This is a genomic window from Pedobacter nototheniae, from assembly GCF_032678625.1.
Lineage (GTDB): Bacteria > Bacteroidota > Bacteroidia > Sphingobacteriales > Sphingobacteriaceae > Pedobacter > Pedobacter nototheniae_A.
On sequence record NZ_JAVTSO010000001.1, the window covers coordinates 711,173 to 726,712 of the forward strand.

The 15,540-nt window shown below is 37.1% G+C and carries 8 protein-coding genes; 4 read left to right on the top strand and 4 right to left on the bottom strand.

Features of this window, described 5'->3' with window-relative positions:
* Positions 1-5: 5 nt before the first annotated feature.
* Positions 6-3,095 (bottom strand): SusC/RagA family TonB-linked outer membrane protein, encoded by a 3,090-nt coding sequence (locus R2Q77_RS03240; RefSeq protein ID WP_316802267.1) that lies wholly within the window; start codon positions 3,093-3,095, stop codon positions 6-8.
* Between the two features lie 116 nt (positions 3,096-3,211).
* Positions 3,212-4,408, bottom strand: coding sequence for an anhydro-N-acetylmuramic acid kinase (locus R2Q77_RS03245; RefSeq protein WP_316802268.1), 1,197 nt, complete (start codon positions 4,406-4,408; stop codon positions 3,212-3,214).
* 157 nt (positions 4,409-4,565) lie between these two features.
* Here R2Q77_RS03245 and nagB point away from each other — a divergent pair, with 157 nt between their 5' ends.
* The 3 genes from nagB (at position 4,566) to R2Q77_RS03260 (ending at position 8,876) form a co-directional block, all read left to right on the top strand.
* Positions 4,566-6,491, top strand: coding sequence for a glucosamine-6-phosphate deaminase (nagB, locus tag R2Q77_RS03250; RefSeq protein WP_316802269.1), 1,926 nt, complete (start codon positions 4,566-4,568; stop codon positions 6,489-6,491).
* Positions 6,492-6,680: 189 nt separating this feature from the next.
* On the top strand, positions 6,681-7,823 hold the full coding sequence (locus R2Q77_RS03255) for a DUF5009 domain-containing protein (RefSeq protein ID WP_316802270.1): 1,143 nt from the start codon (positions 6,681-6,683) through the stop codon (positions 7,821-7,823).
* A 33-nt stretch (positions 7,824-7,856) separates the two neighbouring features.
* Positions 7,857-8,876 (top strand): LacI family DNA-binding transcriptional regulator, encoded by a 1,020-nt coding sequence (locus tag R2Q77_RS03260; RefSeq protein ID WP_316802271.1) that lies wholly within the window; start codon positions 7,857-7,859, stop codon positions 8,874-8,876.
* Position 8,877: 1 nt separating this feature from the next.
* Here R2Q77_RS03260 and R2Q77_RS03265 read toward each other — a convergent pair whose 3' ends face one another.
* A complete protein-coding gene (locus R2Q77_RS03265; RefSeq protein WP_316802272.1) occupies positions 8,878-10,419 on the bottom strand; it encodes a glycoside hydrolase family 10 protein in 1,542 nt (513 codons plus the stop codon).
* A gap of 209 nt (positions 10,420-10,628) precedes the next feature.
* Here R2Q77_RS03265 and R2Q77_RS03270 point away from each other — a divergent pair, with 209 nt between their 5' ends.
* A complete protein-coding gene (locus R2Q77_RS03270) occupies positions 10,629-11,531 on the top strand; it encodes a hypothetical protein (RefSeq protein ID WP_316802273.1) in 903 nt (300 codons plus the stop codon).
* Between the two features lie 115 nt (positions 11,532-11,646).
* Here the strand turns inward: R2Q77_RS03270 and R2Q77_RS03275 are convergent, their stop codons facing one another.
* Positions 11,647-15,405, bottom strand: a complete 3,759-nt coding sequence (locus R2Q77_RS03275) for a sensor histidine kinase (protein ID WP_316802274.1) — start codon at positions 15,403-15,405, stop codon at positions 11,647-11,649.
* Between the last annotated feature and the right edge of the window lie 135 nt (positions 15,406-15,540).

Here is a 15,540-nt window from a genome sequence, read left to right on the forward strand (position 1 = left end):
AAGAATTAGAATTTAGCTTGTAAGCCCAAAGAAAATGTGCGTGGAATTGGAACTGACCCAAAATCGATATTCCGTAAAAGAGTCGATTGTCCACCTGAATTTAACTCCGGATCATATCCTTTGTATTTATCCCAGGAAGCCAGATTACGTCCACTTAGATTTACGGTTAAATCCTTAAAAAATTTCACTTTCCCAATATTATAACTTAAGGAAACCTCTCTAAGTTTTACATAAGAGCCATCATCTATTCTCCATTCTTCAGTTGCATACACACCCGCAATATAACCCCTTGGTAACTGACCTAAATCTTCAGCCTCTGCAACTTTACCATTTCCAACACCTTGTCTTGTTCTCCAATCTGCATTCCAAACCTCACCTCCTTGCACAGCGTCTAACTGAATATGTAAACTCAGTTTTTTATAGGTAAAATCGTTTACAAAGGATGCTGTATAATCGGGATTTGGATCGCCTAATACTTTACGAAGAGTTGTTCCTGTTGGCAAACCATTTGCATCACGTAGTGGCTGATAAGAGGTTGTTGATGTTTGGTTTCCTTTCTCCAGTTGAGGAATACCAGCTGCATTGGTTAGCAAGCTTCCATCTGCATTTCTCGCAAAAAATGTTCCGTAAAAAACACCTACAGGCTGTCCGTCAATAATAGCAACTGGTGCGCCCGGATTGGTAGATATTAACCTTAAACCACCTGTACCAACTGCCTTATTTCTATTGCGATTGAAAATTAATGTCGAATTCCATGTAAAATCTTTAGTTTTTAAAGGAACGCCAGTTAACATTAATTCTACACCTCTGTTTTCTACCGAACCGGCATTATCTAACAAGCTTGAAAAACCTGTGGTTGGCGCAATCACTACCGGAATTAATAAATCTTTTACTTTTTTGTTGTACCAGCTAAATGTTAATCCCAAACGATTATTAAAGAATGACATATCCGTTCCAACCTCTAACTCTTTCTGACGCTCTGGCTTAACATTCGTGTTCGCTAACTGACCGCTTGAAACTAATGAGATTTTGCTTACGAAAGGGTTTGACGTATATTCATTAAAGCGATCGTATGGGCCTATACCAGTTAAATTTCCTGATTCTCCATAAGCGGCTCTTAATTTAAAAGCGTTCCACCAAGAAGATACGCCCAAATTCTTCCAATAATCGGCAGATGATAAAACGTAACTCACATTTCCTTTTAAATAATATTGCGTACGGTTATCTTCACCAAAAACAGTAGATTCATCAACCCTTAATGCTCCAGTTACAAACAAATGATCTTTATACTTGAAATTCTGTTGTAAATAGGCACCGCTGATAGAAAATTCAGACCTACGATCGATGTTTGGCAAAATAGAACTTGCCCCATTAACGGTTTCAACAAATGGAGCCAAACCACGTCCGTTTAATAGGCTGTATAAATCCTTTTGGTACTGGTAAGATCCGCCCAACTGCGTTGTAGAGCTTAAAAGCGAAGTCAATTTAGCATCATAAGTAAAATTCAATTCATTATTGAATAATGTTGTTGTTGCATTTGCAGCACTTGCATATCCATTTAACGTTGGATCTAAAGCAGGCCCGCCACCATAAAAACCTGTACTTACATTATAGGCAAATGGAGGTATAAAAGTTGTTCCATTTTGAATGGTGTTATCCACACCCATAGTATAATCTATAGTAAAGTTTTTTACAGGATTTAATTTCAAACTGGTATTGGCGATAACACGGCTTGAAAATTCACGCTGCTTAATATCCTCGATTACAGAAACCGGATTAACCCGGCCACGTTCACCAACAGCAAGCAAATTGCCTAAAGCATCTCTTTTAAAGATATCGTGAAAGTTTCCGATAATTGTTACCGAATTCATAGGAGAGAAAAACGAATTACCATCAGGTTTTTCATTTGCATCACTATGCACATAATTAAACCCGGCAGTCATTTTTGCCCAGTTATTTATTTTCTGATCCAGGTTTGCTTTAAAGTTGTACCGCGTAAAATCAGTATTTTTAATAATCCCCTGATTGCTAAAATAACCAGCCGAGGTATAAAATTTAGTATTGTCATTACCGCCAGAAACTGAAACAGAATTATCAGTACCCACGCCTGTGTGGAAAATATAATCCTGATAATTGTAACGGGTTACCGGAGTTGTATTGGTTAATAAAACCGGTGGCGTACCTACCGTTTGGATAATATCTTGTGTAAAACTATCTACCGAACCACCAAATTTAGTGGGCGCCTGATTTACTTCGATTTGTTTTCTTAATTCGCTAATGGTTAAGCTCGTATTAAAACTTACCTGAGGTTCACCTGTTTTACCACGTTTAGTGAAAATTTGAATAACGCCAGCATTTGCTCTTGAACCATAAATTGCGGCAGCAGCAGCACCGTTTAACACTTCTATATGATCAATATCAGAAGGACTTATATCGACCATTCTATTTTGACCTATAGATCCTACAAAATTATTTCCATCATAATTTGATGAAGTATTTGTTACTCTCGTAGTAGAATTATTTGCAATTACTCCATCAATAATATACAATGGTTCTGAAGATGAATAAACGGAACTAATTCCTCTTAAACGAACGGTCATTCCTCCCGCCGGGTCGCCAGAGTTTTGGCTAATTTGTGCGCCCGGGGTTTTACCCTGTAAAGATGATAGCACATTTCCACTTGGTGCTTTATTTAAATCATCGCCTTTTATTGTACTTACATAACTACCCAACTGTTTCCTGGTTGTTCCTTGTGATGTACCGGTTACAATTACTTCGTCCAAACCCACGGCATCGCCACTTAATGCGGCATTTAATTGAACTGCAGTGTTACTCCCCAAATCTATGGTTTGCGTAAGCGTTTTATACCCCACGAAAGAAAATTGTAACTGATATTTTCCCGATGCCAAATCAACAGCAAAAGAATATTCTCCATTGGTATTGGTACTGGTTGCTAAGCTTGTATTAAGAATTTTAACAACTACACCAGGAATTGGGGTTCCTCCGGGAGATTCAGATAATTTTCCACTGATGGTATAGCGTTTATTTTGTGCTTGTGCCGTTCCCGAAAATAAGAGCAACAGCAGTGGAATCATCAAAATTAGAAAAAAATTTGATGACCGTTTTAGGTAACATTTTTCCATAAAATTTAGGTTATATTAGTGATTAGGAATTAAGCAAAATTAATAAAATACCCCGCAAAGCAAATATTTTATTCGGGCAAACTGATTTTACCCATACAAACCGAAGGTATACCCTTACGGTTGCCAAAATTTATTGGGCTGCCACATAAAGTTTCATTGGCCAAAACAGCGAACAAAACGGCTTCCTTGGCATCAGGATCAATGTTTAAATCTCCAGTGTCTTTAAATTCAGATTGAGGTAGTTTCTTTTTTAACAAATCAACCAATAAAGGATTATGCATACCACCACCACTCATATAAATTTTAAGTTTTGGTGTTGTGCCAAAACAGGTTTTAAGTAGGCCTGCTATCGTTTCGGATGAAAAATGGCATAAAGTTGCCATCACATCTTCGCCACTTAAATTTACTGTTGATGATTTTTGCTGGGCTTCCATTAAATAATCCAGGTTAAACAATTCGGGCCCCGTAGTTTTTGGAACATTCAAGTCAAAAAAGGCATTTTCGAGGAGTGCATTTAAAAGCGCTTCGTCTGGCTTTCCCGAACGTGCTATTTCTGCATTTTTATCATAAAACCGGTTATAATGCTTTTGAACATACTGGTCCATTAAAGTATTACCCGGACCAACATCCGTTGAAAATATCTCGCTGGCCTTTAAATTGCCTGGCAGATAAGTAAAATTAGCTATGCCGCCAATATTAAGCATAATCCGGTCTTCACCCCTTTCAGAAAACATCAGGTAATCGCCATAAACGGCCAATGGGGCTCCATCGCCCCCTGCAGCAATATGCTTTTGTCTAAAATCAGAAAGCGTAATAATGCCCGTTTTTACAGAAATATGATCGCCATCTCCAATTTGCAGGGTTCCGGTGGGGTAATCATTTAGTTGGTGCAAAGACTTTGGCGCATGAAAAATTGTTTGGCCATGACTGGCAATAAAGTCAATTTCCGAATTTTGATATCCCCATTCCTTTAAAGCTTCATTAATAAGTTCAGCGTGCGTAAGTCCAATTAACTCATTCATTAAACATACCAACTGTAAATCAACCTCTTTTTTAGAAAAAACGGCTTTTACCTTTGCCCTGAAATCAGCAGTATAATCGCCGGTTTTAAAGTTCAAAACTTTAATCTCAGTGGCTGCTCCATGGCTTTTTACCGAACAAAGAGCAATATCCAACCCATCCATTGAAGTGCCAGACATTAGGCCTATAATCAATCGTTCTTCTTTGTTTGCTTTTGAATAGAGGTTTTGTATCTGGTTGTTCATAGGTTTAAAGTTTTTTTTGGAAAACGATCAAACGTTTGTTTATAATGGCAAAATGATTTTTGTAGAATTCCGGCAATAAAAGTAAAAAACCTTTATTAAAAACGGCACATAACTCCTATATTTACTGCTCCGTACATCAAAAACCATATAAAATAAAATGGCTAGATTAAATCTACTGGAGGAAACACGCTTCGAGAAATTGCCCGTTAGCGTATTCGAAAATCCAAAAATTGCTTCGGTTAATGTGGCTCATCGCATTGCGAACCTCATTAAAACCAAACAAGCAAACAACACACCTGCCGTACTGGGCTTAGCAACAGGTGTTACCCCAATTGCAGTTTATGCCGAATTAGTAAGACTGCACAAAGAAGAGGGTTTAAGTTTTAAAAACGTAATTACTTTTAATTTGGATGAGTATTATCCAATGCAGCCAAATGCGGCGCAAAGTTACGTTACCTTTATGAACGAAAACCTTTTCGATCATATCGATATTGATAAAAACAATGTTCATATTCCTGATGGCACACTTGCCCTTGAAGAGATTCCGGCTTTCTGCTTAAATTACGAGAAGAAAATTGGCGATTTAGGTGGTCTTGACATTCAAATTTTAGGTATTGGACGTACCGGTCACATTGGCTTTAACGAGCCGGGGTCTGCTCCAAACTCAGGTACACGTTTGGTTACCTTAGATGACTTAACACGCCGTGATGCGGCACGTGATTTTGGTGGAAAAACTTTTGTGCCTACAAAAGCAATTACCATGGGAATTGGAACAATTTTCAAAGCCCGCGAAATTATTTTAATGGCCTGGAGCAGAAAGAAAGCTTCAATTATTAAAAAAGCCGTTGAAGGCGAAATTTCAGGTGATGTGCCGGCAACCTACCTGCAGCTTTCTGATAATGTTGAATTTATTTTAGATCAACCCGCAGCTACAGACCTTACCCGTTTCAATACACCTTGGTTGGTTAAGGATTGTGTATGGACAGATGCCTTAATCCGCAAAGCAGTTATTTGGTTGGCAAATACATTAAATAAACCAATTTTAAAATTAACTGAAGACGATTACAACAACAATGGTATGGCGCAACTGGCTACTGAAAAAGGGCCCGTTTACAACATCAACATCCATATTTTTAATAAATTACAGCATACCATTACAGGTTGGCCAGGTGGTAAACCTAATGCTGACGATTCGCAAAGACCCGAAAGAGCTGAACCAGCGAAAAAACGTGTTATTATTTTCTCGCCGCACCCTGATGATGATGTAATTTCAATGGGTGGAACGTTTATCCGTTTGGTTGATCAGAAACATGATGTACATGTGGCTTATCAAACTTCAGGAAACACAGCCGTTTGGGATGATGATGCTTTACGTTTTGTGGAGTTTAATGTAGATTTTACAGAGAAAATGGGCATGGATAACGCTAAGCTAAAAGAGCTTTACCATAACATGCGTACATTTATAGAGCAGAAAAAGCCAAACCAGGTTGATACTCCGGAAATCCAAACCGTTAAGGGTTTGATTAGAAAAGGTGAAGCAATTGCAGGCGCCCGTTATTGCGGATTGGACGATGACCACATTCATTTTATGGCCTTACCATTTTACGAAAGTGGCAAAAACCAGAAAAACCCTGTAACCAACCTGGATGTTGAATTAACCATGGATTTATTGCAAAAAGTAAAACCTGAACAGGTTTTCGCTGCAGGCGATTTTGAAGATCCGCATGGTACACACATTGTTTGTTTCAATATTATTTTAGAAGCCTTAAATCGTTTGCGTAAAACCGAAAGCTGGGCTAAAGATTGCTGGCTATGGATGTACCGCGGTGCATGGCATGAATTTGAAACTCATGAAATTGAAATGGCTGTTCCAATCAGTCCGCAAGAACTGGAACGCAAGAAATATGCAATTTTCAAACATCAAAGTCAGAAAGACCGCGCTGTTTTCCCTGGAGACGATTCACGGGAATTTTGGCAACGTGCCGAAGATCGTAACCGCGATACGGCCAAAGCCTATGATGATTTGGGATTAGCCGAATACGAAGCAATGGAAGCTTTTGTTCGCTGGAAATTCCAGGATTAAAATTATTTAATATAAATTAAAAGCCTGTTTTGTTTAATCAAAACAGGCTTTTTTATTGGCTATTCTTTCTTATTAAACTTTTAAACCCTCAAAAAACTTACATAGGGTGCGGCCTCCGAATGGTTATTTATTTCACTTTACAAGAACAATGTTCTAATTTAGTTTATCAATAACCAAAACAGCCTTCAAATGACCGAACCAAAACAACGTTTGCTCTCTCTGGATTTTTTTAGGGGATTAACAGTAGCTGCCATGATTTTAGTGAATAATCCCGGCAGCTGGGGTCATATTTATGCTCCTTTAGAACATGCTGAATGGAATGGCTGTACGCCAACAGATTTAATCTTCCCCTTTTTCCTCTGGATTGTGGGCGTATCAATTGCTTTTGCCATGAGCAGCAGCAAAGCTGATCCCGCTACACATAAAAAAACAATTTTAAAAGCAATAAAAAGAGGGCTTATCCTTTATTTTTTAGGGTTCTTTCTCGCTATTTTTGGTAAATTAGTTACAGATTATTCAACTGCTTTTCAAACCGTAAGGTTACTTGGTGTATTGCAACGCATCGGAATTGTATTTATCATCAGCAGTATTATTTTTGTAAAGGCCTCCCCTAAAACCATTTTTAAAACTTTAATTATAATATTGGCTGTTTACTGGGCCTTAATGACTTTTGTTCCGGTACCGGGAGTAGGTTATGCCAACCTTGAAAAGGAAACCAATTTAGCCGCCTGGATAGACCGGGGTATTTTAACCGAGGCACATACCTGGGCGTCAGCAAAAACCTGGGATCCTGAAGGTATTTTAAGCACATTACCCGCAATAGGCACCTGCCTGTTTGGTATATTGGTGGGCATTTGGATGCGCCGTAAAGATGTAGATAACTCCACGAAAGTAGCCTGGTTATTTTCTGTTGGTATTTTAACAATTATTGCAGGTTTACTATGGGATTTGCAATTCCCCATTAATAAATCATTGTGGACCAGCTCTTATGTGTTGTATGCAGGCGGTTTAGCATCAGTAGCGCTTGCTTTATGTTACTGGATTATTGATGTGCAAGGTTATAAAAAATTTACAACACCATTTGTAATTTATGGCGTAAATGCCATAACTGTATTTTTTCTTTCGGGTTTAATTCCCCGTTTACTCAACTTTATTTTAATCACCAAACCCGATGGCAAAAAAATCGGAGCATTAGCCTATGCATACAATACCTTTTATGCGCCATATTTTTCTCCAATAAACGCTTCATTAATGTGGGCAATAAGTTTTGTGCTCGTGTTTTATGTGCTGCTTTGGTTTATGTATAAAAAGAACATTATTATTAAAGTATAAACTCTAAATTGTTGGCCTAATTAGTTGTAAAGATTGAAAAAGAAAACCACTATATATGATATTGCGCAAGAACTCAATGTAACCGTTTCTACGGTTTCAAGGGCATTAAGTGGTTTTCCTGCCATAAGTGATGCCACCAGGAATGCCGTATTAGAAGTAGCCAAAAAATTAAACTATAGCCCAAATAAATTAGCTTCAGCGCTAAAATCCGGAAAAACGTATATTATCGGCGTTATTGTGCCCAGTGTGCAGGCGCATTTCTTTGCATCTGTTATTCATAGTATAGAAGAAGGTTTAAAAAACAGTGGATACCGGATTATCCTTTACCAGTCAAACGAATCAATTGATAATGAAATTAATGGAGTAAAAACTTTGCTCGAGGCACAGGTAGATGGAATTATCGCTTCCATGTCATTAGAAACAAATATTTTTGAACATTTCAGTGAAATCATTAAACAAAATAAACCTTTAATCTTGTTTGACAGGGTGCACGAAAGCTTAAAAGTTCCGACCATTACGCTGAATGATTTTGAAGCCGGCCTTATTGCAACGGAACACCTTATTAAACAAGGTTATAAAAACATTGGTTTTGTAACAACAGAACACCAGATTAAAATATTTGATGATCGTTTAAAGGGTTATAAGGCTGCTTTACTTAAGCACAATTTAAGATTTGCTGATGAACAGGTTATTTATGGTGATTTATCTATTGATGGTGGGCAAAAGGGTGCAGAAATGCTAATGAGCAGTAAAAATGCTCCAGACGCCATTATTGCCGGAGATGATTTTACCGCCTTAGGTGTAATAAAAAAGCTAAAACAACTGGGTAAAACACCGCCTCAGATTGGTGTGATTGGTTTCGCAAACGAAACCTTTTCAGATTACATAAGCCCGGCCCTATCTACAATAGATCAGCACCCGAATAAAATGGGTTCTGCCTGTGCAGAAATGTTTTTAAAAATGATTAAACAAGAAAATCCCTATCAAAACACCAATAAAATAGTCCTGAGTCCAACATTGGTGGTTAGAGAATCTACCTTAAAGGTATCTTAGCTTATTTAGCAAGTGGAATTTCTACACCTACCGGCCCGCTTGGTTCACTTTCATTTTTCAGTCTATCTAAAGCTGTAACCAAATAACTATATCTTTTTCCTGCTTCTACACTTGTATCAATAAAAGAATTATAATCTTCAAAACTGATTTTCAGGATGTTTTTAGGATCGAGAACTGAAATTTTTTCTCCTTCGCTGAACCTGTAAATTACAAAACCGGATGAGGTTTCGCCATCACTGGCCTTTACCGGGTTTTGCCATTTTAAATGCACGCCATCTTTTAGCGCCTCAACAATTAGGGCTTGAGGAGAATTTGGTGGTACTTCATCCAGCCAGGGCATTTGTGGTGGCAAAGCAGGATATTTATAAAAATCGGTCCGCAACGAATCGCCGAAAGCTTTGGCAACTGTACTTAAAGATTTTGAGGAAAAGAAAACACTTCCCTGTAAGCGGTTATTTTCTCGGATGTATCTGATTTGATTCGGAAGTTCGGACGGGTTACGCCAGGCGAGTTCGGCTCTTGAATTTACCAGATAAGCGGCCTGTCCAACATAAACATGCCTTCCATAACTATTATTGCTCCACCAATCGGTCAAAATTCCAAATGGTGCAACTTTGCGGGTAAACGTAAAATAAATTTGTGGATTGATGTAATCTACCCAGCCTTCTTTTACCCACTTTCTGCTATCGGCATAAAGCTCGGCATAATTGGAAAGCCCATTACTGGCCGACCCTTCAGGGTCTTCGTATTTGTTTCTCCATATACCAAAAGGACTGATTCCAAATTTCACATACTTTTTATAGTGATGAATACTGTCATCAAGCATTTTAATTAATAAATCAACATTGTTTCTCCGCCAATCCTTAATATTCGAAAATCCATTTGGATACTTGTAAAAAGTATTCCCGTCATTTATAGTCTGTCCTTCTATTTTATAAGGGTAAAAATAATCATCGAAATGAATCCCATCCACATCGTATTCTTTAACTACATCTAAAATAACCTGAACAATATATTCTCTAACTTCCGGAATACCGGGATCAAATTGTTTTTTCCCTCCATATATAAAAAACCATTCAGGATGCTTTCTTGCGGCATGCATTTCGCTTAAAACGGTGGTACTGCTCATACTCCCCCGATAAGGATTAAACCAGGCGTGCAGCTCCATTCCTCTAAAATGAGACTCTTTAATAGCAAAAGCTAATGGATCATAACCAGGTGCAGGTGCAAGTCCTTGTTTTCCCATCAGCCATTGGCTCCAGGGCTCTCTTGATTTTGCATATAAAGCATCGCCCGCCGGCCTGATTTGTAAAATAATGGCATTAAACCCCTGGCTTTTGTGTTTTTCCAATATGCCGATTAATTCCTGTTTTTGCTGATCAACGGTTAAACCGGGTTTAGAGGGCCAATCTATATTGGTAACAGTGGCCACCCAAACCCCTCTAAATTCTCTTTTTGGTGCAATTTTTGTTAGTGGTTGTGCATTTAGTATATAAGGCGCTGTAATTAAAGTTAAAATTGCGTATATAAAGTTTTTAAGCATTATTTTTCTCTGTTTTTTTATTGAGGACGTAGGTTTGTGTTATTTACCATACAATAGGGAACATTAGCAAGTAAACGATTTTTTTTAAAAACTCATATAATTATTAGTAAAAATTTTAATTTACGCTCTATTATAGTTCCACCCGTGTTGCCATTTACCTATGAAGATACAAAGTATATTAAATTTGAAATAGAGAGCATAATTAAAAAATGGACCCAAAAATTGTTAATAAAGGTGATAGAAATAAAATTTACCTCCTTATTATTGTTATCGCAGCCCTAATTGGTACAAATGCATATTTGTTTTTTAAAGATAAACAGCAAAATAAAAGATTTGTAACCGTAAGCACAGAAAAGGATAAACTCCGGCTGGAAGTTGAAAAAATAGAGGTTGAGCTGGATAAAGTAAATGCTTTAAACCTGAACCTGAATGAAAAACTGGTTGAAAGTGAAAAATCTGCCCGCGAAAAAATTGCTGAGTTAAAAATAGCTTTACAAAAAGGCGAAATGACACAGGCACAATTAGATAAAGCGTATGCGCAGATTAATGAGCTTAAAGGCTTTGTTAAAACCTACAACGAACAGATTATCCAGCTTCAAAAAGATAACATATTCTTAAAGAATAGTCGGGATAGCCTTGCAAATGCCGTAAAAAACATGAGCAGCAAGGCTTCAAATCTGGAGAATGAAAACTCAAACTTAAATGCTAAAGTAAAAACGGCTTCAGCTTTAAAACTTCAAAATGCAGAGGTCGTGGCTTTCAGAACAAAATCCAGCGGCAAAAAAGTAGAGGTTACGAAATCGTCAACGGCAGAAAAGCTGAGTGTTCGTTTTAACATTATCCCAAACGAACTTGCTGAAAAAGCACACCATAACATTTACATAAGGGTATTTGATCCCGCCGGTAACCTTATTGCAAATGAAGGCAATCGTTTTGAAGCTGATGGACAAGAAATGCAGTACAGCCATTCTATCTTTATCAATTACAACAACGATGAAAGCACCTATGTAATCGACTGGAAAAACCCGAATCAATTCATCAAAGGTATTTACACCGTAATTCTTTATGCAGACGGTGGCACAATGGGCAAGGCCCAGATAGACTTAAGATAAATCAATCCCAACTCCCCTTTCTTACCATCCCAACCCCACTCCCAAATCCTTTTACAACTCTATTAAACATCCAAGCAATTTGTTTCCGAAACAGTTATCCTGTTTAGGCTTTATTCTATGCCTTTAATTTTCCTGGTGAATTGGCTAATGGAAAACTTAAATAAAATGTTGTACCAACCTCTGATATGGAAGTAAAACTTATGGTACCGCCTGCATTTCCTACTGCCTGTTTTACAAAGGCTAAGCCTAAACCTGTACCCGAGGTTTTGGTTGTAAAATTAGGCACAAATATTTTATTGTGTAGAGAAGCCGGAATGCCTTTGCCATTATCTTTTATTTCGATGTAAGCATTAATCTCATCATTGTATAAAACAGCCGTTATACAGCACGAACCATCTCCGTCAATGGCTTCAATTGCATTTTTAAACAAATTATTAAAGGTTCGCAGAAGCTGATCACGATCTGCCATAATCTGCACGTTAAGATCAGCTTTATTCAATATGTTAATCTCTACGTTCTCTGTGCTTTTAAATACTTCCCTGGTTTGTTCTATAATAGGCAAAATGGAGAGTTTCTCCAGGTTGGTATCTGGCATTTTGGCAAAATTTGAAAATTCTGACGCAATTTTTGAAAGACTGTCAATTTGCTCAATAAAAGATTTACTGAACTTATTAAATTTAATTTCAAAATTTGGATCCTTTTCCCGCCATGATTTTTCCAGTAGTTGTACCCCTAATTTCAAAGGTGTTAAAGGGTTTTTAATTTCGTGGGCAACTTGCTTCGCCATTTCACGCCATGCACTTTCCCGTTCAGAACGCGCCAGCTTTATTGCACTGGCTTCCAGCGCAGCAATCATACTGTTGTATTCCTTAATTAATGAGCCAATTTCATCGTGCCGGCGCCAGACAATAGGCTCGTTACGCTGTCCTATCTTTGTGCGGCTAATGCTTTCCTGTATAAATGTTAATGGGTTGGTAATCTGATTAGCCAAAAATACGGCCAGCACTCCAATGGCTACAAACACCAGGGCATAAATGTTAATCAGGTTACTTACAAAGAGTGCAATCTTATCTTTATATTCTTCCTCATTGGAATAATTTGGCAGGCCTATATAAGCTATTGTTTTATTCTGCGCATTTCTGATCGGCGCATAGGCTGCCGCATAAATTAGCGAGCCTATTTTTTCCTCCCCGTTAATAAATTCTGAACGTTGCAGTTGCTTTAAATAGATATAAGCAAGCGGGGCTATTTTCCGGCTGATTATTTTATACGAAAATAGTTTTGGGAAAGTGGTCATAACCAGGTTTCCATCTAAATCGTACAAATTTAAATCTGCATTATTAATATCTGCAAAATTATTAAAATCGGCAATGGCATTTTCATCATTATTGATGCTGCCATGGTTAAAAACCTGTTTTTCGTAGTTTTGCTGTACCTTCCTTATCTTATCTTTAATTAAAAGATCCTGCTGACTTCTGTATTCCTTATCCATATAGAAATAAGTTGTCCAGCCAACAATAAGCAAAGTTGCCACTACAGAAAGTACGATGGAAAGTTGAATACGGGTTTTGTAGAGGATTTTATTGGCATTAATCATTAAAGATCTGTTGATGCTAAACCAGCCAACTTTATCATCGTCAAGGTTCTTAATCAACCAGATTAAACCGTAAAGAATAATAGAGAATACAATAAAAATCAAAAAGAAGAAAGATAATGCCGCCAGGCGCTCTATATAACTTACCTTTTCTTTGCTGATGATAACCATTTTACTTGGCGTTGGCATATAAACCATATGGCTATAGCGCAAAAAGTGATCGTCGCTGGTTATAAAATCATCTATTCTTCCCTTAAAAATATGCCCATCCAGTGGATACGTAAAGTTTCCGGATTGGTTAAGTAATTTATTATTGTTGTAAAGCGCAAAAGAATAATCTTTAAAATTCTCTTCCCGCATTAATCGCTGGTCGCCAAGCAGATCGGGCAAACGGTTATTGTAATTATAGGGTTTCGAACGCAGTTCAATAACAAAAGTGCCGAGTAAATTTCCGCCATTCAGCACCGGGATAATTCCAAAGTAATCCTGGTAACCAAAAGTGTTGTTTACCTGATAGAAGTAATTTGACCGTTCTATTTTAACCGACCCATATTCAACCAGTGTTTTATATTTAGAAATTAGCGGCTGTGCCTCAGGATTATTGAGTGATTTTTCGCCCTCATCATACGGGTAAATCTGATAATCGTACTTTGTTAAGTAGCCATCGAGATAATTTTTGAAATGGTTTTTTAAAACTGAATAATTATTGTTCTCTGATTTCGTAAAATACTTAACCAAATAAGGGTCGCTAATAATTTGTTGTTCCAAATTTCCCAACGCAATTATCGCATTTGGATCTTCTGATGATTGCACTTTCCGGGCAAATGTTTCACGAAAACTACGCTCTTTTATATCTTTATACTTGATGTATTTTATGGAGGTATTAAACGCTAAACAGAAAAAAACAATCGCAAAAAGACCCATCGAAAAATAAGCACGCTTTACATATACGCTTCTTGTTACTATAAAAAGTACCAGGGCGAAGATGATGAAGAAAGCCGTAAAATTGGTAACACATTTATACAGGAATACCATCAAAAAGCCAGTTGCAAAGATAATTAACCGCTCTTTGTTTGTTACGTTTAATTGTAAACTTACCGTAGTGGATATAATCGTAACTAAATAAATATGGAACCAAACCAGGCACAGAATAACAATACTAACCCAGCTTGTACCACTTAGCTTTAAAATATTAATGATCTCGAAATTTATTTTTGAATTGTAAATTAACCCAAAGAAAATATCATCAACCACAAGCGCCATGTAGCCTATTAAGAATAAAAAGATTACATGGATAATAATTCCCGCTACTTTACTTCTTCTAATACTTTCACTAAACTTATATTCAACCCGGTGGTTGTACATAAACAAAAGCACCCAGGTTAAAGAGAATACATTTAACAAAAAATCTCCCAAAGAAGGCATCAGCCAACTTTCGGAATAAATTCTTGGATCGAAAAGTTCGAGCACAAATCGGTGGTTAAACCAACCGTAATACAAATCGCTTATTCGGGTAGTAAAGAAAAAAAGCGTAAGCAGAAATGTGGCTGAAAGTAAATAACCCCGCTTTGCTATTAACGAGCAAAGAGAATTAAAAAACATGCAAATGCATAAAACACCAAACAAAAACAACCAGAGCTGAACGCCCGAATAATATTTTTCTGCATAGTTGGGCTTAACTTTTAACCCAAAAAGAAATTTATTATCAATACTTTTTATTGCATAAATCTCTTTATCGTTAAAGTTTGCTAAAGTAAGTTTGTTTGATCCGGATAACAACGGATCGATATCGTTTTTAAAATACTGGTTTTCTTTAACCTGAAACTGTGACTGAATGGTTATTAAAAAAACCAGGCTAAAATCATTTTCTGTGCGCTTTATAACTTCATACCAGCCATTGGATAAAAACAAAACCGAATGACCTTCTTTTAGCGCCGAAGGATCAAGATCTGAAACCTTATTTGTACTCCAAAATTTTAGTTGATTGTTTTGATAGGTAAGTAGGTTAATCCCAAGTTTTCTCCTGTAAACCTCTATAAAAGAGAGTGCTTTGGCCGGATCAAAGTGAAATTTCTCGGCATTCTCTATATTGTTTTTATTGGCTAAAAAATTTTGAACAGTCGTTTCACTGATCAGCAATTTCTCCTGTATCTCTTTTGAGTCCCGTTCTAAAAGTTCCGACCTCGTGGTAAACCTGCTTAATGATATGGATGTTGCTATCAGGCAAAAGCCTAAAACAAGCAGTAGAAATCTAATTTTTACGCCAAAGGTTAATTTCATCGATGCTGATAAAGGTATTAATTATTGATAAAAAAAAGGGTGCTTTAAAGTATAACTATCCGACCAAATTATATTTCATTTCCTATGAACAAAAATTATGCTACATAATGGAAAATACAGAAATATCTTTGGGGA

Coding starts and splice junctions, on each gene's coding strand:
- R2Q77_RS03240 (WP_316802267.1), bottom strand. CDS start 3,095: ATGATTCCACTGCTGTTGCTCTTATTTTCGGGAACGGCACAAGCACAA.
- R2Q77_RS03245 (WP_316802268.1), bottom strand. CDS start 4,408: ATGAACAACCAGATACAAAACCTCTATTCAAAAGCAAACAAAGAAGAA.
- nagB (WP_316802269.1), top strand. CDS start 4,566: ATGGCTAGATTAAATCTACTGGAGGAAACACGCTTCGAGAAATTGCCC.
- R2Q77_RS03255 (WP_316802270.1), top strand. CDS start 6,681: ATGACCGAACCAAAACAACGTTTGCTCTCTCTGGATTTTTTTAGGGGA.
- R2Q77_RS03265 (WP_316802272.1), bottom strand. CDS start 10,419: ATGCTTAAAAACTTTATATACGCAATTTTAACTTTAATTACAGCGCCT.
- R2Q77_RS03270 (WP_316802273.1), top strand. CDS start 10,629: ATGGACCCAAAAATTGTTAATAAAGGTGATAGAAATAAAATTTACCTC.
- R2Q77_RS03275 (WP_316802274.1), bottom strand. CDS start 15,405: ATGAAATTAACCTTTGGCGTAAAAATTAGATTTCTACTGCTTGTTTTA.